Origin of the sequence: Yoonia sp. BS5-3 (assembly GCF_038069655.2) — a bacterium.
Classification (GTDB): domain Bacteria; phylum Pseudomonadota; class Alphaproteobacteria; order Rhodobacterales; family Rhodobacteraceae; genus Yoonia; species Yoonia phaeophyticola.
Genome location: NZ_CP150951.2, coordinates 3,008,516 through 3,030,794, shown reverse-complemented (window position 1 = coordinate 3,030,794; position 22,279 = coordinate 3,008,516). Strand labels below are relative to the sequence as shown.

23 protein-coding genes are annotated in these 22,279 nt (G+C 57.0%); 12 read left to right on the top strand and 11 right to left on the bottom strand.

Annotated features, from left to right (window positions below; genetic code table 11):
- Positions 1-33 precede the first annotated feature (33 nt).
- The 7 genes from phoB to AABB29_RS15405 form a co-directional block, all read right to left on the bottom strand.
- A complete protein-coding gene (gene phoB / locus AABB29_RS15435) occupies positions 34-720 on the bottom strand; it encodes a phosphate regulon transcriptional regulator PhoB (protein WP_341366068.1) in 687 nt (228 codons plus the stop codon).
- A 4-nt stretch (positions 721-724) separates the two neighbouring features.
- A complete protein-coding gene (gene phoU, locus AABB29_RS15430; RefSeq protein ID WP_341366069.1) occupies positions 725-1,432 on the bottom strand; it encodes a phosphate signaling complex protein PhoU in 708 nt (235 codons plus the stop codon).
- 11 nt (positions 1,433-1,443) lie between these two features.
- Entirely contained in the window at positions 1,444-2,244 is an 801-nt protein-coding gene (gene pstB, locus AABB29_RS15425; protein ID WP_341366070.1) for a phosphate ABC transporter ATP-binding protein PstB, read from the bottom strand.
- A gap of 12 nt (positions 2,245-2,256) precedes the next feature.
- Positions 2,257-3,603, bottom strand: coding sequence for a phosphate ABC transporter permease PstA (pstA, locus tag AABB29_RS15420; RefSeq protein WP_341366071.1), 1,347 nt, complete (start codon positions 3,601-3,603; stop codon positions 2,257-2,259).
- Complete coding sequence (pstC, locus tag AABB29_RS15415) at positions 3,603-5,084, bottom strand: phosphate ABC transporter permease subunit PstC (RefSeq protein ID WP_341366072.1); 1,482 nt, start codon at positions 5,082-5,084, stop codon at positions 3,603-3,605. Before pstC ends, pstA begins: the two co-directional genes overlap by 1 nt.
- 125 nt (positions 5,085-5,209) lie before the next feature.
- Positions 5,210-6,235 (bottom strand): substrate-binding domain-containing protein, encoded by a 1,026-nt coding sequence (locus tag AABB29_RS15410; protein WP_373636610.1) that lies wholly within the window; start codon positions 6,233-6,235, stop codon positions 5,210-5,212.
- A gap of 106 nt (positions 6,236-6,341) precedes the next feature.
- Entirely contained in the window at positions 6,342-7,379 is a 1,038-nt protein-coding gene (locus AABB29_RS15405) for an ATP-binding protein (RefSeq protein ID WP_341366073.1), read from the bottom strand.
- 157 nt (positions 7,380-7,536) lie between these two features.
- Between AABB29_RS15405 and AABB29_RS15400 the strand changes: the two genes are divergently transcribed.
- The gene (locus AABB29_RS15400) at positions 7,537-7,926 is read left to right on the top strand and encodes a hypothetical protein (RefSeq protein ID WP_341366074.1); all 390 of its coding nucleotides are present in this window, start codon (positions 7,537-7,539) and stop codon (positions 7,924-7,926) included.
- Here the strand turns inward: AABB29_RS15400 and AABB29_RS15395 are convergent.
- The 3 genes from AABB29_RS15395 to AABB29_RS15385 are packed head-to-tail and all read right to left on the bottom strand — an operon-like array spanning position 7,923 to position 9,973.
- Positions 7,923-8,444, bottom strand: a complete 522-nt coding sequence (locus AABB29_RS15395) for a gamma carbonic anhydrase family protein (protein ID WP_341366075.1) — start codon at positions 8,442-8,444, stop codon at positions 7,923-7,925. The genes AABB29_RS15400 and AABB29_RS15395 overlap by 4 nt on opposite strands.
- Positions 8,444-9,079 (bottom strand): guanylate kinase, encoded by a 636-nt coding sequence (gmk, locus tag AABB29_RS15390; RefSeq protein ID WP_341366076.1) that lies wholly within the window; start codon positions 9,077-9,079, stop codon positions 8,444-8,446. The genes AABB29_RS15395 and gmk overlap by 1 nt, the downstream gene beginning before the upstream one ends.
- A gap of 3 nt (positions 9,080-9,082) precedes the next feature.
- Positions 9,083-9,973, bottom strand: coding sequence for a YicC/YloC family endoribonuclease (locus AABB29_RS15385; protein WP_341366077.1), 891 nt, complete (start codon positions 9,971-9,973; stop codon positions 9,083-9,085).
- 195 nt (positions 9,974-10,168) lie between these two features.
- Here AABB29_RS15385 and AABB29_RS15380 point away from each other — a divergent pair, with 195 nt between their 5' ends.
- A complete protein-coding gene (locus AABB29_RS15380; RefSeq protein WP_341366078.1) occupies positions 10,169-10,810 on the top strand; it encodes a PAS domain-containing protein in 642 nt (213 codons plus the stop codon).
- Position 10,811: 1 nt separating this feature from the next.
- On the opposite strand, the gene AABB29_RS15375 is transcribed toward AABB29_RS15380, so the two are convergent.
- On the bottom strand, positions 10,812-12,182 hold the full coding sequence (locus tag AABB29_RS15375) for a class II 3-deoxy-7-phosphoheptulonate synthase (protein WP_341366079.1): 1,371 nt from the start codon (positions 12,180-12,182) through the stop codon (positions 10,812-10,814).
- A gap of 185 nt (positions 12,183-12,367) precedes the next feature.
- Between AABB29_RS15375 and AABB29_RS15370 the strand changes: the two genes are divergently transcribed.
- The 10 genes from AABB29_RS15370 to AABB29_RS15325 all read left to right on the top strand — a co-directional run bounded on the left by AABB29_RS15370 (position 12,368) and on the right by AABB29_RS15325 (position 22,221).
- Positions 12,368-13,369: a GlxA family transcriptional regulator gene (locus tag AABB29_RS15370; protein ID WP_341366080.1), complete on the top strand. Its 1,002-nt coding sequence runs from the start codon at positions 12,368-12,370 to the stop codon at positions 13,367-13,369.
- 130 nt (positions 13,370-13,499) lie between these two features.
- Positions 13,500-14,684, top strand: coding sequence for an ABC transporter substrate-binding protein (locus tag AABB29_RS15365; RefSeq protein ID WP_341366081.1), 1,185 nt, complete (start codon positions 13,500-13,502; stop codon positions 14,682-14,684).
- 92 nt (positions 14,685-14,776) lie between these two features.
- Positions 14,777-15,562, top strand: a complete 786-nt coding sequence (locus AABB29_RS15360; RefSeq protein ID WP_341366082.1) for an ABC transporter ATP-binding protein — start codon at positions 14,777-14,779, stop codon at positions 15,560-15,562.
- A complete protein-coding gene (locus AABB29_RS15355) occupies positions 15,559-15,717 on the top strand; it encodes a hypothetical protein (RefSeq protein WP_341366083.1) in 159 nt (52 codons plus the stop codon). The genes AABB29_RS15360 and AABB29_RS15355 overlap by 4 nt, the downstream gene beginning before the upstream one ends.
- On the top strand, positions 15,714-16,427 hold the full coding sequence (locus AABB29_RS15350; protein WP_341366084.1) for an ABC transporter ATP-binding protein: 714 nt from the start codon (positions 15,714-15,716) through the stop codon (positions 16,425-16,427). The genes AABB29_RS15355 and AABB29_RS15350 overlap by 4 nt, the downstream gene beginning before the upstream one ends.
- The gene (locus tag AABB29_RS15345) at positions 16,424-16,861 is read left to right on the top strand and encodes a hypothetical protein (RefSeq protein ID WP_341366085.1); all 438 of its coding nucleotides are present in this window, start codon (positions 16,424-16,426) and stop codon (positions 16,859-16,861) included. The genes AABB29_RS15350 and AABB29_RS15345 overlap by 4 nt, the downstream gene beginning before the upstream one ends.
- On the top strand, positions 16,861-17,871 hold the full coding sequence (locus tag AABB29_RS15340) for a branched-chain amino acid ABC transporter permease (protein WP_341366086.1): 1,011 nt from the start codon (positions 16,861-16,863) through the stop codon (positions 17,869-17,871). Before AABB29_RS15345 ends, AABB29_RS15340 begins: the two co-directional genes overlap by 1 nt.
- Positions 17,868-19,169 carry a branched-chain amino acid ABC transporter permease gene (locus AABB29_RS15335; protein WP_341366087.1) on the top strand — a complete coding sequence of 434 codons (1,302 nt, stop codon included), beginning with the start codon at positions 17,868-17,870 and terminating at the stop codon, positions 19,167-19,169. Before AABB29_RS15340 ends, AABB29_RS15335 begins: the two co-directional genes overlap by 4 nt.
- A gap of 57 nt (positions 19,170-19,226) precedes the next feature.
- The gene (locus AABB29_RS15330; protein ID WP_373636609.1) at positions 19,227-21,692 is read left to right on the top strand and encodes a penicillin acylase family protein; all 2,466 of its coding nucleotides are present in this window, start codon (positions 19,227-19,229) and stop codon (positions 21,690-21,692) included.
- Positions 21,693-21,765: 73 nt separating this feature from the next.
- Positions 21,766-22,221: an NADAR family protein gene (locus AABB29_RS15325; RefSeq protein ID WP_341366088.1), complete on the top strand. Its 456-nt coding sequence runs from the start codon at positions 21,766-21,768 to the stop codon at positions 22,219-22,221.
- Positions 22,222-22,279: the final 58 nt, after the last annotated feature.

Sequence of the window (22,279 nt, the reverse complement as noted above, 5' to 3'; positions counted from 1 at the left end):
TATCTGTACGCGATGTTGCTGAGCGAAAACCGCTCAACCCAGCGCATACCCCGCGCCGCGCACGGTGCGCACAGGATCATTGCCGCCATGCTGCGTTAACACTTTGCGTAACCGCCCGACATGCACATCAACGGTCCGCGTATCGACATAGATATCGCGCCCCCACACCCGGTCGAGCAGCATATCACGCGACCAGACCCGGCCGGGTTTTTCCATAAATGTGCTCAGCAGGCGAAACTCGGTCGGCCCTAGTTTCAAAGGGTTATCGTCACGGGTCACACGGTGGGTTTCCGCATCCAAGACGATATCATCATAGGTCAGCACCTGCCCGACCGTCGCTGGGCGTACCCGGCGCAGCTGGGTGCGCACGCGGGCCATCAGCTCGGAGACAGAATAAGGTTTGACGACATAGTCATCGGCACCCGTTTCCAGACCGCGCACCTTGTCAACTTCTTCTGAACGGGCGGATAGCATGATGATCGGGATCGCTTGGGTTTCAGGTTTGATTTTCAAGCGGCGGCAAACCTCAATCCCGGACAGGTTGGGCATCATCCAGTCCAACACAATGACATCGGGCGTGTCTTCTTGCACGCAAAGCAACCCCTCTTCGCCGTTCTCAGCGCGGGTGACACGAAAACCCTCGGCTTCCAGATTATAGGCCAACACCTCGCGTTGGGCGGCCTCGTCTTCGACAATCAAGACATGCGGTTGTTGCGGCATTGGCTTAGCTCAGATCGCTCACATATGCAGTTCGGTCTTCTTTCGGGCGGGCCTCGTCGGGCATTTCGCCAGTGACCAGATAGATGATCTGTTCAGCCATATTGGTGGTCAGATCGCCCATCCGTTCAATATTTTTGGCCATGAAATGCAGATGCATACAGGCCGTGATCTGGCGCGGGTCTTCCATCATGAAAGTCAGGAACTCGCGGAACAGCGCGTTATACATCTGATCAACTTCCTGGTCACGCTGGCGCACATCTTCTGCCAGTGCCACATCGCCACGGATATACGCATCAAGCACATCCTTCAGCATGGCCTGCACCTCGCGGGCCATGCGGCGCAGCGCAGCGTCTGAGCCGTTTACCGGGCTCATTTCAACTAGAACGCTGGTGCGTTTGGCAATATTCTTGGCATAATCGCCAATCCGTTCGAGCGATGCGGCCAGACGCAAAACAGTAAGTACGGACCGTAAGTCTTTGGAAACAGGGGCTCTAAGCGCAATTGTACGCGCAGCCTCCTCGTTAATTTGGACTTCAAGCTGGTCAATGGTTTTGTCAGCAGCGCGCACTTCGTCCGCCAGTTCAACGTCGCGATCGGCAAGCGATTTGGCGGCTTTCAGGATCGCCTCTTCGACAAGCCCACCCATTTGCACGATCAGCGTCGTAATGCCTTCAAGGTCGCGATCATAGGCCGAGGAAATATGTTCGTTCATCAAACTGCTCCTTACCCGATCCGGCCGGAAATATAGCTTTCCGTCCGGCTGTCCTGCGGGTTCGTGAAAATCTTGTCGGTGTCGTCAAACTCAACCAGGTTACCCAGATGGAAAAACGCCGTCTTTTGGCTGACACGGGCCGCCTGCTGCATTGAGTGGGTGACGATCACAACCGAAAAGCTTTGGCGTAATTCGTCAATCAATTCCTCAACTTGCGCGGTCGCTATCGGATCGAGCGCTGAACAGGGTTCGTCCATCAGCAGCACTTCGGGTTGGGTCGCAATAGCGCGTGCGATGCAAAGGCGCTGCTGCTGCCCGCCCGACATACCCGTGCCCGCCGCATCAAGCCGATCCTTCACCTCGTCCCAAAGCGCCGCCTTGCGCAGCGATTTTTCAACGATCTCATCCAGATCAGCCTTGTTGCGGGCAAGACCGTGGATCTTCGGCCCGTAAGCGACGTTATCATAGATTGATTTGGGGAAAGGATTTGGCTTTTGAAACACCATCCCAACCTTGGCGCGCAGCTGGACCGGGTCAACCTTGGGGTCATAAATGTCGTCGCCATCCAAGAGGATGTCACCCTCAACCCGGCAGACATCAATCGTGTCGTTCATCCGATTGATGCAGCGCAAAAAGGTGGATTTGCCGCAGCCTGAGGGGCCGATAAAGGCGGTCACCGTTTTATCGGCAATCTCGACATCGACGTCCTTGATCGCGTGGTTTTCGCCGTAAAAGACCTGCACTTTGTTGGCTTTGATCTTGATATCTTGTTGGGTGCTCATTGCGCGATCCATATGTACCATATCTTCCATTTTCTGCCCCTCCTACCAGCGACGCTCAAACCGGCGGCGCAGAATGATAGCGATGATGTTCATGGTCATCAGGAACAGCAGCAGTACGATAATACCGCCCCAGGCCCTTTCATAATAGGCCGGGTCCGCCCGTTTTGCCCATTCGTAGATTTGTGCGGGCATGGCCGAGTTCGGGTCAAGGAACCCCGAGGCCACCCCATCCGGATAGTTTGAGGCAATGTAGCCTACCATCCCGATCAGCAAGAGCGGTGCCGTTTCACCAAGCGCCTGCGCCAATCCGATGATCGTTCCAGTCAGGATGCCCGGCATGGCCAAAGGCAGCACATGGTGAAAAACCGATTGCATCTTTGACGCCCCAACACCCAAAGCCGCATCGCGGATCGATGGAGGGACCGCCTTTAGCGAAGCACGGGTTGAGATCACGATTGTTGGCAATGTCATCAGTGTCAACGTCAGCCCGCCCACCAGCGGGGCCGATTGCGGCAAATGCGCGAATTGGATGAAGACGGCAAGGCCTAGAATACCAAAGACAATCGAAGGCACCGCCGCCAGATTGGCGATATTCACCTCGATCAGATCGGTGAATTTGTTCTGCGGCGCGAATTCCTCAAGATAGATTGACGCGGCAACCCCAATCGGCAGTGCCAGGAAAAGCACAACCAGCATCATAAAAAGCGACCCCAGCATCGACACACCGATCCCCGCCTGCTCAGGCCGGCTTTCAGAGGCGTCAGCGCCCAGGATGAAATCCCAGTTGAACACCCGCTCGGCCTGTCCCCGTTCGGCCATCACGTCGATCAGGTCCAAATGGGCGGCATCCAGGTTCCGGTCGCGCGCCAGATCTTCACGCTGCACACGGCCTTTCAGATAGCCATCCACCCGGGATGACGCGAGCAACCGGAAGGTCACGGTTTCACCGATTTGATCGGGGTTATCAACGACATAAGATCGGATTTCCGCCGCAGCCGAGGCCGAAAGGATCTTGGCCAAATCCCGGTCAGCAATGTCGGTTTCGATATCCGACGTTTGCCGGATCAACGCCTCAATGATCAAAGGCGTGTAGCCAAAGGTCGACACTTTGCTGATGTCTTCCAGGTTTCGCTCACCGCTTGGGTCTAGGTTTTGTTCGGCCAGTTCAACATCCAGATTGATGAAGGTCTGCGTGAAGGCCGCTGTGCCATTATTGATAATCGCCCAGAGCAGCGCCAGCAGGAACAGCAGCCCCACTGTGATGGCAGCGATACCATAGGCCCGGAACCGCTTTTCAGCAGCGTTGCGGCGCTTGGTGCGGTCGTCCAATTCCAACAGGGATTTCCCCTTGGTCTTGGCCGGAACCGGATTTGCGGTTGCGTCAGTCATTAGTCGTACTGCTCCCGGTATTTGCGAACGATGTAGAGGGCAAAGATATTCAGCGCCAATGTGATTACGAACAGCGTGATCCCAAGGGCAAAGGCCACCAGCGCCTCGGGCGAGGCAAAGTCACTATCACCCGTCAGCTGGCTGACGATTTTGGCAGTCACGGTGGTCATGGCCTCAAAGGGGTTCATGCTCAGCCGTGCAGCGGCCCCTGCCCCCAGCACCACGATCATCGTCTCACCGATGGCCCGTGATGCGGCCAGAAGGATAGCGCCAACGATCCCTGGCAAGGCTGCAGGTAGCACCACCTGCCGCACCGTTTCCGATTTCGTCGCCCCCAGCCCGTATGAGCCATCGCGCAGCGCTTGCGGCACCGCATTGATGATGTCGTCAGACAGCGAGCTAACGAAGGGGATCAGCATGATGCCCATGACCAGTCCGGCAGTCATCACCGCCGTTCCGCCTGACATCCATTCCACACCCAGCGCCCCGTCGCGTCCAAAGACAGATACCAGCAGCGGGCCGACCGTCAGAAGGGCGAAAAGCCCGTAAACAATGGTAGGGATCCCGGCGAGCACCTCAAGCAGTGGCTTGGCGATTGAGCGCACCTTTCTGGTTGCGTATTCAGACAGATAGATCGCGGCGAACAGCCCCAATGGTACTGCGACCAGTAGCGCCACCAGTGAGATATAAAGCGTGCCCCACAAGAGCGGCAAAATACCCAATTCCGAGCTGCCGCCCCGCCCTGAAAAGCTGGGGCTCCAGCTGAGGCCGAAGAAGAAGTCACTGGCTGCGTAAAGCCGGAAAAACTCAACCGTGTTGAAAATCAACGACAGAACAATCCCCAGCGTGGTCAACACCGCCAAAGAGGCCGCTGCGATGAGCAAGGCCAGCACACCGCGTTCGACCACGTTGCGCGCCCGGAAATCTTTGTTGGTCACCGCATAGCTGGCCGCAAAGCCCGCCATCGCGGCGGCGATCACAGCCAGTGTTTTGAACAGATTGCCCCGTACGGCCATCACGCGATAGCGTTGTGCCGCGCGCAGTGTATCTGCAGACACATCCGCCCCAAGCGCTACACCGACGCCCGCAAGCAAGGCGCGCACATCTGTTGTTTCGGGCTCCAATGCGGCAGCTTCATCGCTGCTGATCACGCCCTGGGCGATCGCAGCGTCCAGACCATCGGCGACCCGGCGCACATCCGCCATCACCAAACTGACCGACCCTGACGCCGCAATATTGTCTTCAGACAACATGCCAGAGACTGTATTGTTGATCACCAGCGGCTGCGCCATCAGCCACACAACCAGCACGCCAATTGCCGGCACCAGCGCCGAAAGGCCCACATTGGCCCCGTAATAGACCGGAAGCGAATGTAAGGTCCGTTTATCGCCCCCGCCCGAGACCAAAGCCCGTCTGCGTCCTGCGATAAATCCCAAAATGCCCAGGCCGATAATGACAGCAACGATTAGCAAATTTGACATCTTGGCCCTCTAAGGCAAGTGGCATGCACGATGGGCATCCACAAATTCATAGTTTTATCAAGTCGTTCAGAAGCATTATTGGCAGATGGCCCGGTACTGGGTCCGGGCCATCTACATCTGGCAGATTACATGCTTTCTTCGGCTGAGACCATCGCCTGGGTCTCTTCCAGGGCCGGGTCAGAGACCAGACCGTAGGCTGCCAAAGGACCGTAAGGACCCGCAACTTCGTTTGAGACGAAGAATTCAGCGAATTCTTTCAGGCCTGGGATCACGCCGATATGGGCCGCTTTGATGTAGAAATACAGCGGACGCGACACAGGGTATTCACCGGTTGAGATCGTGTCAGTTGTTGGCTCAACACCGGACATGGTCGCAACCTTCAGCTTGTCGGTGTTGTTTTCGTAGAAAGCCAGACCGAACACGCCGATGCCGTTTGTGTTGGCGTCGATACGGGCCAGCGTTTCTGTGTAGTCACCGTCGATATCAACCGACAGACCATCTGTGCGGACCGCCAGGCAAGCGTCTTCTGCATCGTCTTCGGACATGCCGCTTTCGATCATCGCTTCAAAGGCACCAGTGGCTTCGCAACCTGCGGCGATCACTTTCTCTTCAAACACTTCACGTGTGCCGTGCTTGGTGCCTGGGATGAAGGCCAGGATGTCTTCGGCAGGCAGATCAGGGTTGAAGTCGGACCATTGTGTGTATGGGTTGTCGACCAATTCACCGTCAACCAGCACTTTGGGGGCCAATGCGTTGAAGAAATCGGCTGGCTCAAACGCTGTGTAGTCAGGGCCGTCCAGCTGCGAGGCAAAAACGATGCCGTCATAGCCGATGCGGACTTCGATGATGTCTGTCACACCGGCCTCGGCACAGGCTTCGACTTCGGCAGGGCGGATGGCGCGCGATGCGTTGGCGATGTCGATGGTGTTCTCACCAACGCCTTGGCAAAAGCGGCTCAGACCAGCAGAAGACCCGCCGGATTCGACAACAGGTGTTGGAAATTCGAAGTTTTCGCCGAATGCTTCTGCAACGATTGATGCATATGGCAAAACGGTAGAAGAGCCAGCAACTTGCACGTTATCGCGTGCGAAAGATGTTGTGGCAGTAAGGGCAATAACCGCGGTTGTCGCAGTCAGTTTCATGATCGACATCAAATTACTCCTGTCAGTCAAACATTGATCACGCGCGAGCCGCGCAATCATCATGGCCCGTCTACTTGGGCTTGTCCGACGCTTTTGTGACAGTTGTGTAAAAGTTTTATGACACCACTTCGGAAGGCAGAAAAACAGACACGGTTGTGCCCGCGCCCAGTTCACTTTCAATAGAAAGCCGCCCCCGATGCCGGTTGACGATATGTTTGACAATCGCAAGCCCCAGCCCGGTGCCCCCAATCTCGCGCGAGCGGTGGTTGTCGACCCGATAAAATCGTTCAGTCAGACGGGCCAGATGGTGCGATGCGATCCCCTCGCCCTTGTCAGCGACGCTGATTCTGACCCCATCAGCCCGCAGGCGCGGATGGTGCGCCTTGGCAGATAGTGTCACTGTCACAACCTGGTCCGCCGCCCCGTATTTGATGCCGTTCTCAATCAGATTGGTAAAGACTTGCACCAATTGCCCGGCATCGCCTGGCACCATTTCATCACGCCCATCGCCCTCAAGCGTGACAGTGACGCCCGCCGCCTGGCTGACCGGCTCAAGCCCTTTGATCACCGAGGACAACAGCGCTGTCAGATCGATATTTTCACGCGGGCGCACCCGCTCATCTTCTTCGACCCGGCTGAGCGACAAAAGATCATCAACCAACCGGGTCATCCGGTTTGCCTCATGCGCCATAATCGCCAAAAACCGATCCCGGGCCGCTGCGTCATCGCGCGCCGCGCCGCCAAGGGTTTCGATGAAACCAAGCAATGCCGTCAACGGTGTCCGCAGTTCATGGCTGACATTGGCCACAAAATCGCGGCGCATCTGACCGGCTTCTTCGGCAGCGGTCTGATCTTCGAATGTCAGCACAATATCATCAGCCGCCTTGGATATGGACACAACGTAAACCGTATCCTTGTCCCCGTCCCGCCCGATAAATCGGGTCACACGCCGTTCTCCGGATTGACGCGCCCGCGCGATCGCATCGACCACAGCTGGCTGGCGCAGGGCCGTGATATAGTGTTTCTCGATCAAATCAGGGCCCAAGATCGCCTCAAGCGGCGCATTGGCGCTGCGCACGCGCTCATCCGGGCCAATCAGCAGCACGGGCATGGCAAGCGCGTCGATCACTGCCGAAATACGTTCTTGGGTCACTCTCAGCCTCCGTTTTGCGGCAAGTAATGAACGCGCTTTAGGCCTGTTGTCTACATAGGTGTTAAAAAATTCTTCATATGCATGGAACAATTGACACAACTCAAACGTTAACTCAGCAGTCACCCATATCTTTGAATAAAATAATGTTGAGGTAACGATGTCGGCACAAGCACAGCGCAAAACAGTTACGCCGTTTCCAGAAGCCATCAAGAACCTGTCGGCCAAAACGTTGGTGGTCGGTGATCTTGCCAGATGGGAGGCCGAGGGGCGCATGAGCACGCCCCCAACCGATTTTGAATTTGTCGAAATCAAATCCCTCACCGCCGAAGTCGTCGATCAGGTGGATCCCGATATCATCTTGTCGCCCTTGGTTGCTGATGATTTCGACGCAGTCGATGTCGCTGCCAAGCTGCGCGATTTGCAATTTGACGGCAAATATCGTGCCATATCCGATGTCCTGCCGGATGCCGATCTGATCCGCAAAGAAATCCGAGCCTTTGCGCCGCAACTGGATTTTGATCTGCTGCCAGTGCCCGCAAATGTCTAAAGCGGGCGCAGGTCCCGCATGAACCGGGCGGCGTTTTCCTGATAATGCGCTGCAGACAACCGTAAGCTGTTGATTGCCGCTGCATCCAATTCCCGCACCACCTTACCCGGCGCGCCCATCACCAGCGATCCGTCGGGAATTGTCTTCCCTTCCGTGATCAGCGCCCCTGCCCCAATCAGGCAGTTTTCCCCGATCACGGCGCCATTCAGAACGGTCGCCCCCATCCCGATCAGGCTATTTTTGCCGATCGTGCAGCCATGCAGCATGGCTTTGTGCCCGATGGTGCATCCTGCGCCGATGTCCAGCGGAAAGCCCATATCGGTGTGCAAGACGCAGTTTTCCTGAATATTGCTGCCCGCGCCGACAGTGATCCGTTCATTGTCACCGCGCAGCGTGCTGCCAAACCAAACCGAGGCCTGTGGCCCGATTTCAACATTTCCGATGACAAAACAGCCCGGGGCGATCCACGCATCCGGGGCAATATCAGGCGTTATTTCACCCAGAGCATAAAGGCTCATCAGCGTTCTCCGAACTCAGTTTGCAACTGGCGGACATGATCGACCAGGCTGGGTTGTTGCGAACGGCGCAACCGCTCGGCGCTGATAATGGTTTTCAGCTTCGCTTCGGTCTCGTCCAGATCATCATTGACCAGAACGTAGTCATAGCCGTCCCAATGGCTGATTTCGTCCCAGCTTTTCTGCATGCGTTTTTCGATCACTTCGGCGCTGTCTTGACCGCGGCTTACCAAACGTCGGTGCAGCTCGGTGATGGAAGGCGGCAGAATGAAGATCGACAACACATGTTCCTGCAGGGCCGAGTTGCTGATCTGTTGGGCCCCCTGCCAATCGATATCAAAAAGCACATCGCGCCCTGCATCAACGGCGGCCTTTACTGGCGCTTTGGGCGAGCCATAGTAATTGCCAAAAACCTGGGCATGCTCAAGCATCTCGCCTTCGGCGACAGCTGTTTGAAAGTCAGGTACAGAGACAAAGTAATAGTCCTGACCGTCCACCTCGCCCGCGCGCGCGGCCCGGGTGGTTGAGGACACTGAAAAGCGCAAACTGTCATCCCATTTGCGAAGCCGCCCCGCCAGCGTTGATTTGCCAGCCCCAGAGGGCGAGGACAGGATGATCAAAAGGCCACGTCGCGCCATCTGTTACTCCACATTCTGGATCTGTTCGCGCATCTGGTCGATGACAGCCTTCAGGTCAAGACCAATTGCCGTCAGTGCCGTTGCTTGCGATTTGGCGCAAAGTGTATTTGCTTCACGGTTAAATTCCTGTGCCAGAAAATCAAGTTTCCGCCCCGCCGGTTCATCGGATTTCAACAGATCGCGCGCCGCCGCGACATGGGCCCGCAGGCGATCCGTTTCCTCTGTGACGTCGGATTTCACAGCCAATAGCGCCAATTCCTGCGCCAAGCGGCTTTCATCAACCGTCGCCACATCCTCAAGCACCCGCGCAAGGGCCGCTGTCAGATTAGCCCGGGTCTGCGGGGCGCGGTCGGCGGCCGCCTTGGCCGCCTGATCCGTCAGTTTTTCGATGTGATCCAGCTGGTCGTTGATCACGGCAGCAAGTGCGGCACCTTCGTTTGCGCGCATGGTCAGAAAATCCGCCAGCAGCGGCGCGATATCAGCCTGCAGCGCCGCGGCCAGCGCGCCGGTGTCATCCTCGGGCTGGGCCGAAATCAAGACGCCGCGCTGCGCGAGCACATCTGCTGCCGTCGGCTGGCCCAAGGTAACGCCCATGCTAAAGGCGCGCTCCTGCACCTGATCGAGCGCCGAAAGCACGCTGTCCAATTGTGCCGCATCAATGGTCAGACCAGCGCTGGCTTCTTCGCGCGTCAGACGCAGATTTACCGTGACATTGCCGCGCGACAGCGCTTTGCCCAGGGCGGCGCGCCAGGCCTGTTCAACCCCGGCAATCCCATCAGGAATACGTATGCGCAGATCCAGCCCGCGCGCGTTCACACCCCGCATTTCCCAGTTCCACGACAATGGCCCGCAGGTTCCGGTGCGGCTGGCAAAAGCGGTCATCGATTTAGTCATGTAACGTCCTGTTCACAATTCGCTTTTGTCAGGACTACGTGAAAATGGCCGACGGGGGCAAGGCTACCTGCGCAATTGGGATTAACCCTTTAACACTTAATTAAATGAAATTGCCGGTAAGATTTGTTAAATTCCTGTTAACGAAAACTCGCTAACGTCCTTAACGGGACAGCGGCATTGCCATTCGAGGTCACGATGAACACTGTAACAGAATTTCCCCAGCGCCGTCGCACAGATGCCGCCACCCCGCAGCACCCGACATTGCAAAACCTCGAACAATATTGGCGGGCCCTGCGTCATGCGCAGCGTATCCCATCGCGCAATGATATCGAGCCTCGGCAGATCGATGCGGCCCTGCCGCATGCCTTTATCTTGCAGCGTGTCGCCCCCGGCGTGGCCCGGATGCGCGTGGCCGGTCAGCAATTGCACGATCTGTTAAAAATGGATGCGCGCGGCATGCCGATCAGCGCTTTTTTCGTGCCAGAGGCCCGTGAACAAGTGGCTGAGCTGGTCGAAAGCGCCTTTGCGTCGAAAGCCATCGTATCAATACAGTTGATTTCTTGCGGATCATTGCTGCGCCAGGATGTGACGGGCACCATGCTGCTATTGCCGCTACGCGATGCCGAGGGTGAAACGACCCGTATCTTGGGCGCCCTTATCACGGACGGTGCGCGTGGCAGCCGCCCCCGCCGGTTTGAGATCGCGGCAGACCAACCGATCCGACACGAGCCACAAGGCCCGCAATTGGCGGCCGTACAGGCCATTATGCCCACCGAAAAACCAAAAGGACGCAGCGCAGCGCACGGCGTCCTTCGGTTGGTTGTCAATAACAGCTAGATCAGACTGCTTTGGCCTGCTGCAACGCGTTGCGGCGGGCTGATAGTTCCTCGGCGACCAAAAAGGCCAGTTCCAAAGACTGCGACGCATTCAGGCGTGGATCACAAGCAGTGTGATAACGGCTGGACAGATCCTCATCAGTCACAGCACGCACACCGCCGGTGCATTCGGTCACATCCTTGCCGGTCATTTCAAAATGCACACCACCCGGGATCGTGCCTTCTGCGTTATGCACAGCAAAGAATTCCTTTACCTCGCGCAGAACGCTGTCAAATGGCCGGGTTTTATAGCCGGTTGAGGATTTGATCGTGTTTCCATGCATCGCATCACAGGTCCAAACCACATTGGCGCCCTCTTCTTCGACGGCCCGGATGAGGCGCGGCAGATGCTCGCCCACGGATCCTGCACCGAAGCGCGCGATCAGGGTCAGGCGGCCCGCTTCATTCTCGGGGTTCAGTGAGGCCATCAGCGATTTGAGGTGACCAGAGGTCATGCTTGGCCCACATTTCAGACCAATCGGGTTCTGAACACCTTTGCAGAATTCCACATGTGCGCCATCAGGCTGCCGCGTGCGATCGCCGATCCAGATCATGTGACCCGAACCCGCCAGCCATTTGCCAGAGGTGGAATCAAGACGGCAAAGCGCCTCTTCATATTCCAGCAACAGCGCTTCGTGGCTAGTGTAGAAATCAACGGTCTGGAGTTCGTGATTGGTGTCTGTGGTCAGGCCGGCGGCCTCCATAAAGTCGAGCGTATCGCTGATACGGCCCGCCATATCGCTGTATTTGGCAACCTCATTGAAGCTGGTAAAGCCAAGCGTCCATTTGTGCACTTCATGCACATTCGCAAAACCACCGGTCGAGAACGCGCGCAGCAGGTTCAATGTGGCCGCGGCCTGCAGGTAGGCCTGCAGCATCCGCTCTGGATCGGGAACGCGGCTGGCTTCGGTGAAGTCAAAGCCGTTGATGATATCGCCGCGGTAGCTGGGCAGCTCGACCCCATCAACCGTTTCGGTTGGAGCCGAACGTGGCTTGGCCATCTGGCCTGCCATCCGGCCGACTTTGACGACGGGCACTTTGGCGCCATAGGTCAGGACCATCGCCATCTGCAACATCACTTTGAACGTGTCGCGGATGCCATCGGCGGCGAATTCGGCAAAGCTTTCGGCGCAATCGCCGCCTTGCAGCAGAAAAGCCTCACCGCGGCTGACTGCGGCCAGCTCAGATTTCAGCTTGCGGGCCTCACCGGCGAAAACCAAGGGTGGATAGCTGGCAAGGCGCGCTTCAACAGCGCTAAGGGCGGCTGCGTCAGTATACTCAGGCATCTGAACCCGGGGCTTTTTGCGCCAGTCAGATTTTTGCCAGTCAGTCATCGTCTTGCTCCATATCAAGGTTTTCAGGGGCTTCGTTGCACCCTGGAGGCAGCGTATAACGCGGCAAACCGCCCGGGCCAATGACAAATTGCGCTGCGATCAGAGCCGGACGCGATTATCCCACTTGAACGATCAGATCAAACCTGATGAGCTTCGCCAATCGAACCGATTCAATAGGCACGCCAATGCGGACAGAACAGGACATTGTGGAGGTTGCACATACCGGCAAGCCGCGCCGGTTTGTCTTTGTTTTGATGCAGGAATTTACGTTAATGTCCTTTGCCTCGGCCCTGGACAGCCTGCGGATTGCGAACCAAAGCGCCGCAAAAACGCTGTATAGCTGGCAGCTTGTCGGTGAAGGCGGCGTTGAGGCGATCTGCTCTAACGGATGCAAGTTCCAACTAGATGATGATCTGGCCGAATTGCAGCGCGATGACACGGTCGTGCTGTGCGGCGGGATGGATATCAAAGACGCCACCACCAAAAAGCTGCTGGGCTGGCTGCGGCGCGAGGCGCGGCGCGGTGTCACCGTGATCGGACTTTGCACAGCGGGATACACGATGGCGCGGGCCGGGCTGCTGGATGGAAAACGTGCGACCATTCATTGGGAAAACCAAGACAGCTTTACCGAAGAATTTGACGAGGTCGAACTGACCAAATCGGTCTTTGTTGTTGACGGGAACCGGATCACCACCGCAGGCGGGACCGCATCGATTGATCTGATGCTCAAAATCATTGCTGATGATCATGGCGAAGAGCTGGCCAATGCGGTGGCCGATATCATGATCTATTCGGCGATCCGCACAGATCAGGACACACAACGTTTGTCGATCCCGACTCGGATCGGCGTCCGGCACCCCAAACTGTCCCGCGTGATCCAGATGATGGAGCAGAATATCGAAGAGCCGATCAGCCCCTCTATCTTGGCCAAAGATGTGGGCATGTCCACGCGCCAGCTTGAACGGCTGTTTCGGCGCTACCTTTCCCGTAGCCCCAAACGTTATTACATGGAATTGCGGCTGCAAAAGGCGCGTAACCTGCTGATGCAGACCGATATGACGGTGATCAATGTGGCACTTGCCTGCGGTTTTGCCTCGCCCTCGCATTTTTCGAAATGCTACCGATCCCATTATGACACGACCCCCTACCGCGAACGCGGCAGCCACGCGGCGCGATTGTCGATCTAGGGCGCCCCTGCCCGATCTTCCCGCACAAAGGACGTTGTTCGGTCGAATTCACCTTTGGTTCTGACTTTTCTTTTGGAAACGTGCTGCTAATCTGCAATGCAGAACAATGCGTTCCAACAGGGAGATAAAAATGAGAAAATTATTCTTGGCCAGCTCAGCCATCGCAATGATGGCAGGCGGCGCAAATGCAGAAGATATCAAAATCGGCGTGATCCTTGGCTTTACCGGGCCTTTGGAATCGATCACCCCCGCAATGGGCTCGGGCGCGGAACTGGCCATGCAGGAAGTGACCGAGTCAGGTGCATTGCTAGACGGATCCACCGTGACATCTGTACGCGGTGACAGCACATGCATCGATGCCGGCGCAGCCACGGCAGCGGCCGAGCGTCTGGTCACATCTGACAATGTGCACGCCATCATGGGCGCGGACTGCTCCGGCGTCACAGGGGCCATCTTGCAAAATGTTGCGCGTCCGAACGGCGTTGTAATGATCTCGCCCTCGGCCACATCGCCTGGCCTGTCGACCGCTGAAGATGATGGGCTGTTCTTCCGCACCGCCCCGTCCGATGCGCGCCAAGGTGTCATCATCACCAATATCCTGCAGGATCGCGGCTTTAGCGAAGTGGCACTGACCTATACCAATAACGACTACGGCAAAGGTCTGGCTGACGCGTTCCAGGCCGCGTTTGAAGAAGCTGGCGGCACAGTCACAATCTCAGCTGCGCATGAAGACGGCAAGGCCGACTATTCGGCTGAAGTCGGCGCGCTGGCATCCGCTGGTGGTGAAGTGCTGGTTGTCGCCGGTTACGTGGACCAAGGCGGCTCGGGCGTCATCCGTTCGGCCCTGGACACAGGCGCGTTTGATACGTTCTACGTTCCAGACGGGATGGTCGGCGAAAAGCTGAATGAAAACTTCGGCGATGAGCTGAACGGCTCATTCGGGGCCTATCCGGGAACAGATAACGCGGGCGCAGGCATGTTTGTTGAACTTGCCGAAGGTGCTGGCTTTGACGGCACCGGCGCATTCGCACCTGAATCCTATGACGCAGCAGCGCTGATCATGCTGGCGATGCAAGCCGCTGGATCAAGCGATTCTGCCGCGTTCAAAGACCATATCTTTGACGTCGCGAATGGCCCAGGCGTCGAAATCATGCCAGGTGAGCTGCAAAAGGGCCTTGAGCTTTTGGCCGCAGGTGAAGAAATCGACTATGTCGGCGCGTCCGCCGTTGAACTGATTGGCCCCGGCGAAAGCGCTGGCAACTATCAGGAAGTCGAATTTGCCGATGGCGTCTATTCGACGATTGGCTATCGTTAATCCACCGGATTGACAAAAAGGCGGCGCGGGATCACACCCGCGCCGCTTACGACAATAGACGCGCATAAAAAACCGCGCGCGAGGGGAAGTGAATGATCATCGTTGAAAACCTGGTGAAAACCTTTGGGGGATTCCATGCCGTTGATGGGGCGTCTTTGACGATTCAAGAAGGATCAATCACCGGATTGATCGGACCGAATGGCGCCGGAAAAACAACACTTTTCAATGTGATAGCAGGTGTTCTGAAACCAACATCGGGACGGGTCACCATGCAGGGTGAGGATATCACCGGTCTGCCGCCCCATACCCTGTTTCACAAAGGGTTGCTGCGCACTTTCCAAATCGCCCACGAATTTTCATCAATGACCGTGCGCGAGAACCTGATGATGGTTCCCGGCGACCAATCAGGCGAGACCCTGTGGAATGCCTGGATCGGACGGCGCCGGATTGCCAATGAAGAACGGGCACTACGCGCCAAGGCCGATGAAGTGCTTGAATTTCTGACCATCGACCACCTGAAAGAGGAAAAGGCGGGCAACCTCTCTGGCGGGCAGAAAAAGCTGCTTGAACTGGGCCGGACCATGATGGTGGACGCGCGGATCGTGTTTCTGGATGAGGTCGGCGCCGGTGTGAACCGGACCCTGCTGAACACGATCGGGGATGCAATAATCCGCCTGAACAAGGAACGGAACTACACTTTTGTTGTGATCGAACATGACATGGATTTTATCGGACGCCTCTGCGATCCGGTGATCTGTATGGCCGAGGGGCATGTCCTGGCCGAAGGAACCTTGGATGAGATCAAGGCAAACGAACAGGTGATCGAGGCTTATCTCGGCACCGGATTGAAAAACAAAGATAAGGTAAGCGCGACATGAAATTCTTACTCACACTGCTTTTGGGCGCCGTATTGGGTGCCGCTGGGACGCTGTATTACATCTATGAAAACCACGCGGACGCAACAGAGCAGGCCTTGATGCGGGACACGCTGACCACCTATGCGCCTTTCCTTGAGGAATATATCACGCCGTGAGCGAAGCTTTCCTGATCGGCGACGCCATGACCGGTGGTTATGGCAAAGGCCCCGACATTCTGCATGGTTGCACGATTGCCGCCGAAAAAGGCGAGATTGCCGTGATTGTCGGCCCCAATGGGGCGGGTAAATCCACGGCAATGAAGGCCGTGTTCGGGATGCTGAACGTCAATCAGGGCGCTGTCCGGCTAGATGGCGAAGACATCACCCACCTGTCCCCGCAAGAACGCGTTGTCAAAGGCATGGGGTTCGTCCCGCAAGTCGCCAATATCTTTACCTCAATGACCGTTGAAGAGAACCTTGAAATGGGCGCGTTTATCCGGCGCGATGATTTTTCGGACACGATGGCACAGGTCTATGATCTGTTCCCGATCCTAAAGGAAAAGCGCAATCAAGCCGCGGGCGAGTTATCAGGCGGTCAGCGCCAGCAGGTGGCCGTGGGCCGGGCCCTGATGACCCAGCCGAAAGTGCTGATGCTGGATGAGCCCACCGCCGGGGTCAGCCCCATCGTGATGGATGAGCTTTTCGACCGGATCATCGAGGTCTCGCGCACCGGAATTCCCATTTTGATGGTCGAACAAAACGCCCGGCAAGCGCTTGAAATCGCAGATAAAGCCTATGTTTTGGTGCAAGGGCGCAATGCGCATACAGGGACGGGCAAAGAACTGCTGGCCGATCCCGAAGTACGGCGGAGTTTCTTGGGCGGATGAAAACATACAGATCAGTTTTTCGCGCGGCCATTCTTACTAGCCTGATACCAACGCTGCTTTCGGCAGCCTTCGACCAAAGTGGCTATCCAGCTGGTTGCTCCATCTATCAAGTATGCGAGGGTGGGGTTTGTATCAGGGGCAACTTGCCAATTTCTTCGGTAACTCTAATCGAGGACAACGGAGAATATTTTATGGCTAATTCAATAGAGGGCGTCCGTTATAAACTGGGTTATTTTTCGTCATTAGACGAAGCCCAAGAATTCGTTTCGACGGCACCAGAACGAGATTTTGGAGCGATCATTATACCAAATAACGAAGTCGCAGACGCATTTGGATTAAATTATCACTCGGTCGTCACCGGTCACGGCACCTATCTTTCTGAAAATGTCACGAAACTGATATGTTCGGCATTGCGTTACACCAGGGATCAATAATGGACATTCTCAACGCCCTAGTCGCCCTTGCCAATTTCGTCATCGTCCCCGGCCTCGCCTACGGCGCGCAGCTGGCCATCGGCGCGCTTGGTGTGACCCTGATTTACGGCATCCTGCGTTTTTCGAACTTTGCCCACGGAGACACCATGGCGTTCGGCACCGCGATGACGATCATCGGGACCAACGCGCTCTTGGCCATCGGCATCACCTTTGGTCCGCTGCCGACCGCGTTGCTGGCGCTGCCGTTTGGGATCGCCGCGACGATTGGGCTGGTGCTGGCCACCGATTGGCTGGTTTACAAATTTTATCGTGATCAAAAGGCTAAGCCGGTGATCTTGGTCATCGTGTCCATGGGCGTGATGTTCGTGATGAACGGGATTGTGCGCTTTATCATCGGGGTGGATGATATCCGCTTTGCCGATGGCGAGCGTTTCATCATCACCGCCCGCGAATTCCGTGATATGACTGGCCTGAGCGAAGGGTTGGCGATCAGAACGACGCAAGTCATTACGGTCGTTGTCGCCATCATCGCTGTCGCCCTGCTCTTTTGGTTCCTGAACAAAACGCGCACCGGTAAATCCATGCGCGCATTCTCGGACAACGAAGACCTAGCACTGCTTTCGGGCATCAACCCTGACTGGGTGGTCAAGGTCACCTGGATGATCGTCGCCGCGCTGGCCACCACGGCGGGCGTCCTTTACGGGCTTGATAAGTCCTTTAAGGCCTTCACCTATTTCCAGCTGCTGCTGCCCATCTTTGCCGCCGCTATTGTCGGCGGTCTTGGCAACCCCATTGGGGCCATTGCCGGCGGTTTTGTGATTGCCTTTAGCGAGGTCACAATCACCTATGCCTGGAAAAAGGTACTGACCTACCTGATGCCTGAAAGCCTCGAGCCGGACGGCCTGGTCCAGCTTCTGTCGACCGATTACAAATTTGCGGTCAGTTTCGCGATCCTGATCATTGTCTTGCTGTTCAAACCGACCGGCCTGTTTAAGGGGCAATCCGTATGAACCCGATTTACAAAAACACCGCGCTGTTTGGGCTTGTGGCACTCCTGCTTTTGGGGACCGGGCTTGTGCAAGGTTGGAACTCGGCCTTGTTGATCCTGAATATGGGGCTGATTTCCGCGATAATGGCCCTGGGGGTGAACCTGCAATGGGGGTTTGCGGGGCTCTTCAACATCGGTGTGATGGGATTTGTCGCGCTTGGCGGGCTGGCCACGGTTCTGGTGTCAACACCGCCCGTGCCCGAAGCCTGGCAAGCGGGCGGGTTGCGCATCTTTGCAGGGCTTGCCTTGGGGGCTGCCACGGTTGTCGCGGCTGTCATCGCGCAAAAGCAATTGCAAGGGCGGGTGCGCACAATCGCAACGCTTGTCATCCTGATTGGCGGGTTCTTCGTCTTCCGCGCCGTGTTTGATCCGGCCAAAGCCGCGATTGAGGCGATCAATCCGGCCTCAACCGGCAACCTCGGCGGGCTGAACCTGCCGGTCTTGCTCAGCTGGCCTGTTGGGGGGCTGCTGGCCGCTGGGGCCGCCTGGATCATCGGGAAAACCGCGCTTGGGCTGCGATCCGACTATCTGGCGATTGCCACGCTGGGCATTGCCGAGATCATCATAGCCATCCTGAAAAACGAAGACTGGCTGGCGCGGGGCGTCAAAAACGTCATCGGTCTGCCCCGGCCCGTACCCTATGAGATCGATCTGCAAAACGATCCGGGCTTTGTGGAACGGGCCGCAAGCCTAGGACTTGATCCTGTCACGGCCTCAACCCTTTACACCAAGATGGGTTATGCAATCCTGTTCACCATCGTCCTGCTGATCCTGCTTTGGCTGGCACAACAGGCGCTGCACAGCCCCTGGGGACGGATGATGCGCGCGATCCGCGATAATGAGGTCGCCGCCGAAGCCATGGGCAAGGACGTCACCGCCCGGCATTTGCAGATCTTTATTCTCGGCTCGGCCATTTGCGGCATTGCGGGCGCCATGATGACAACGCTGGACGGGCAGCTGACGCCAGGCACCTATCAGCCATTGCGCTTTACCTTTCTGGTCTGGGTCATGGTGATTGTTGGCGGTTCTGGCAATAATTTCGGAGCGATCCTGGGCGGGATGCTGATATGGTTCCTCTGGGTTCAGGTTGAACCGCTTGGGCTGGGGCTGATGAACCTGCTCAGCAGTGGGCTTGAGGATGGCAGCGCCTTGAAAGATCGGATGATTGAATCGGCGGCCCATATGCGGCTTTTGACCATGGGATTGGTCCTGCTATCGGTCCTGCGGTTCAGCCCGCGCGGCTTGATCCCTGAACGCTAGCTTGTCCTAACGCGCTAGATTGATAAAAGCAGGGCAATCACAAGACCCGAGGGCCCCATGGCACGTCTCTTTCGCTGGATGATCCGCCTGACCTACGCCGTTGTTTTTCTGGGCGTTGGGACCATCGCGCTGATCTATTACTTCGCCTCGCGCTCACTGCCCGATTATGACGGCACGCGTAATGTCACCGGTATCAGCGCCCCGGTTGAAATCGTGCGCAACAACGCCAACGTGCCCCACATCTTTGGCGAAACCGATGAAGACGTGTTTTTCGCCCTTGGCTATGCCCATGCCCAAGACAGGCTATGGCAGATGACCATGCTGCGGCGGACGGCCCAAGGGCGTCTGTCCGAACTGTTTGGCGAACGGACACTCGGCATTGATGAGGTGATGCGCCGGTATGATTTTTACACGCTGGCCGTCGCTTCATTCGCTGTGCAGGATGAGACGACCAAAGCCACGCTGCGGGCCTATGCAAGCGGCGTGAATGCCTGGCTGGACGAAGTGAATGCAGGCGCGCGCGGCCGCGGTGCCCCCGAGATGTGGCTGTTCAACCACCCGGTGGCCCCCTGGCAGCCCGCAGATTCGCTCGTCATCCTGAAACTGATGGCGATGCAGTTTTCCTCGCATTTGGAAAGCGAGGTACTGCGCGCCCGCACATCGCTTGTGATCGGAAATGAACGGCTTGCCGATATCCTGCCCGATGATCCGGGCCAAGGGGTTGCCGCCCTGCCCGAATATGCGCAGCTGGTGCCCAATGTACCAACCTATACCGCCAGCATACGGCCCGCGGATGATCTGCTCGCCCCGTTCAAGCGGCCCGAGCTGGCAGGCGCCTCAAACGCCTGGGCGGCGGATGCCAGCCGCTCGGCCAGTGGCGCAACGCTTTTGGCCAATGACCCGCATTTGGGGCTGACGGCACCCTCAATCTGGTATCTGGCCCGGTTGGAACTGGCCAGTGGCGGCGTGATCGGCGGAACCATCCCAGGCATGCCCCTTGTGCTAAGCGGGCGCGGCGACAGCATCGGCTGGGGGCTGACCAGCGCTTATGTCGATGATCAAGATATTTATATAGAAGAGCTGAACCCCGATAATCCCAATGAATATCGGGGGGTGAACGGCTGGGTCCCGTTTGAAACACGTGACAGCATCATCACGGTCAAGGATGGCCCAGCTGTCACCTTGCGTCTGCGCTGGACGGTGAACGGCCCCGTGATGCCCGCCGATCAGTTCAACCTTGGCACCATTACCCCGCCCGGGCATGTGACATCCATAGCATGGAGCGCGCTTTCTGATCAGGACACATCCATGTCCGCAGCGCTTGCCATCATGCGGGCACGGACCGTCAACGAAGTGCTGCGCGCCGGTGAGGGCTACATCGCGCCAGCGCAAAACCTGACCATCGCAGACAGGAACCGGATTGCACTGAAAACACTAGGTGCCCTGCCCGCGCGCGATCCCGCGCATCAAAGCCAAGGGCGGCTGCCGTCTTTTGGCTATTTGGCCCAAAACCGTTGGCAAGGGCGTTTTCCCTACAGTGACAATCCCGAGTTCACGAACCCCGAAGGCGGGATCATCGGGAACACCAATAATAAAACCATCGACCGGCCCTTTCCGATGCATGTCTCGCATCGCTGGGGGGACACGCAGCGGATTAACCGTTGGCGCAGGCTGATGCAGGCCCGCGAAGTGCATACGCGCGACAGCTTTATTGAGGCACAGTTGGACACTGTCAGCTTTACCGCCCGCACGCTTTCAACCCTGATGGGCGCCGATCTGTGGTTCACCGGTGATGCGGCCCCTGAAGGGACGCCCGAACGGCAACGGCAAATCGCGCTGGATCTGTTGTCGGCCTGGAATGGCGAGATGAACGAACACCTGCCAGAGCCGCTGATCTATGCGGCCTGGGCACGGGCCTTTCAGCAGCGGCTGATCCGGGATGAGCTGGGACCGCTTACCGCTGAATTCACCCACCCCGATCCGGTTTTCATCGAACGGGTCTTTCGGAATATCGATGGGGCCGGCATCTGGTGCGACGTGATCCAATCGGCCCTGGTTGAAACCTGCACCGATATCGCACGGCAATCTTTGGATGATGCTTTGCTTTGGATACAGGAAAATCACGGCGACGCGGTTGAGGCCGTCCGCTGGGGCGATGCCCATGTGGCAACCCACGATCACCCTGTGCTGGGGAATACACCGATCCTGAATTGGATCGTGAACATCCGGCAATCGACCAGCGGCGGGGATAATACGCTGCAACGGGGAAAAACCTCTGGCACGGGCGACGCGCCGTTTCAAAACGTGCATGCGGCAGGCTATCGCGGAGTTTACGATTTCGCAGACCCCGACAGTTCGGTTTTCATCACGTCGACAGGGCAATCGGGCCACCCTTTGTCGCGTTACTACGACGACCTGGGCGAGCTCTGGCGGCGGGGTGAATACATTCCCATGTCGCTCGACCCCGATCTGGCACGGGCGGCGGCTGTCGGGGTGACTGTGCTGGTGCCAGCCGGGCCTTAGGGCGTCTAAGCAAACTTGGTCGTCGAATCCAAAACTACTTGTGAATCCTGGCGGTTCTGGCATTCATGTTCAGATGTCCTCTAAGCCCGAAAGCACGATCTACTTTTACGCGCAAACAGACGCATACTCTGAGTTTTCAAACTTTGCGCCATATGGCGTCGCATTTGACGACCTGTGGTGGCGGACCGTTGAGCATTACTTCCAGGCAATGAAATTCCACGATGATGATTATCGCGAACGGATCAGACGTTGCGGAAAACCAAAGGATGCGAAGGCGCTAGGTATGACAAGAAGGATCCCACTCCGCGCCGATTGGGAAGATGTCAAAGACGAAATTATGTTGAACGCAGTCAGGCGCAAGTTTCAAACTCATGCCATTCCTCGAGAACTTCTCATATCCACAGGAAACGCCCACATCGCAGAGAACGCCCCGATGGATGCCTATTGGGGAATTGGACCTGACGGAGCTGGCCTTAACCAGCTGGGGAAAATTCTAATGCAGGTTCGAATGGAACTACAAAACGACTAGGCCATCTTGCGTTTAAACTGATGAGCAATGCGTGGCCTCCCCCTGCGGTCGAACGCCA

Coding starts and splice junctions, on each gene's coding strand:
- AABB29_RS15355 (WP_341366083.1), top strand. CDS start 15,559: ATGAAATTCTTACTCACACTGCTTTTGGGCGCCGTATTGGGTGCCGCT.
- AABB29_RS15380 (WP_341366078.1), top strand. CDS start 10,169: ATGAACACTGTAACAGAATTTCCCCAGCGCCGTCGCACAGATGCCGCC.
- pstB (WP_341366070.1), bottom strand. CDS start 2,244: ATGGAAGATATGGTACATATGGATCGCGCAATGAGCACCCAACAAGAT.
- phoU (WP_341366069.1), bottom strand. CDS start 1,432: ATGAACGAACATATTTCCTCGGCCTATGATCGCGACCTTGAAGGCATT.
- pstA (WP_341366071.1), bottom strand. CDS start 3,603: ATGACTGACGCAACCGCAAATCCGGTTCCGGCCAAGACCAAGGGGAAA.
- AABB29_RS15395 (WP_341366075.1), bottom strand. CDS start 8,444: ATGAGCCTTTATGCTCTGGGTGAAATAACGCCTGATATTGCCCCGGAT.
- AABB29_RS15340 (WP_341366086.1), top strand. CDS start 16,861: ATGGACATTCTCAACGCCCTAGTCGCCCTTGCCAATTTCGTCATCGTC.
- phoB (WP_341366068.1), bottom strand. CDS start 720: ATGCCGCAACAACCGCATGTCTTGATTGTCGAAGACGAGGCCGCCCAA.
- AABB29_RS15360 (WP_341366082.1), top strand. CDS start 14,777: ATGATCATCGTTGAAAACCTGGTGAAAACCTTTGGGGGATTCCATGCC.
- AABB29_RS15385 (WP_341366077.1), bottom strand. CDS start 9,973: ATGACTAAATCGATGACCGCTTTTGCCAGCCGCACCGGAACCTGCGGG.
- gmk (WP_341366076.1), bottom strand. CDS start 9,079: ATGGCGCGACGTGGCCTTTTGATCATCCTGTCCTCGCCCTCTGGGGCT.
- AABB29_RS15345 (WP_341366085.1), top strand. CDS start 16,424: ATGAAAACATACAGATCAGTTTTTCGCGCGGCCATTCTTACTAGCCTG.
- AABB29_RS15410 (WP_373636610.1), bottom strand. CDS start 6,235: ATGTCGATCATGAAACTGACTGCGACAACCGCGGTTATTGCCCTTACT.
- AABB29_RS15335 (WP_341366087.1), top strand. CDS start 17,868: ATGAACCCGATTTACAAAAACACCGCGCTGTTTGGGCTTGTGGCACTC.
- AABB29_RS15365 (WP_341366081.1), top strand. CDS start 13,500: ATGAGAAAATTATTCTTGGCCAGCTCAGCCATCGCAATGATGGCAGGC.
- AABB29_RS15375 (WP_341366079.1), bottom strand. CDS start 12,182: ATGACTGACTGGCAAAAATCTGACTGGCGCAAAAAGCCCCGGGTTCAG.
- AABB29_RS15400 (WP_341366074.1), top strand. CDS start 7,537: ATGTCGGCACAAGCACAGCGCAAAACAGTTACGCCGTTTCCAGAAGCC.
- AABB29_RS15325 (WP_341366088.1), top strand. CDS start 21,766: ATGTCCTCTAAGCCCGAAAGCACGATCTACTTTTACGCGCAAACAGAC.
- pstC (WP_341366072.1), bottom strand. CDS start 5,084: ATGTCAAATTTGCTAATCGTTGCTGTCATTATCGGCCTGGGCATTTTG.
- AABB29_RS15330 (WP_373636609.1), top strand. CDS start 19,227: ATGGCACGTCTCTTTCGCTGGATGATCCGCCTGACCTACGCCGTTGTT.
- AABB29_RS15370 (WP_341366080.1), top strand. CDS start 12,368: ATGCGGACAGAACAGGACATTGTGGAGGTTGCACATACCGGCAAGCCG.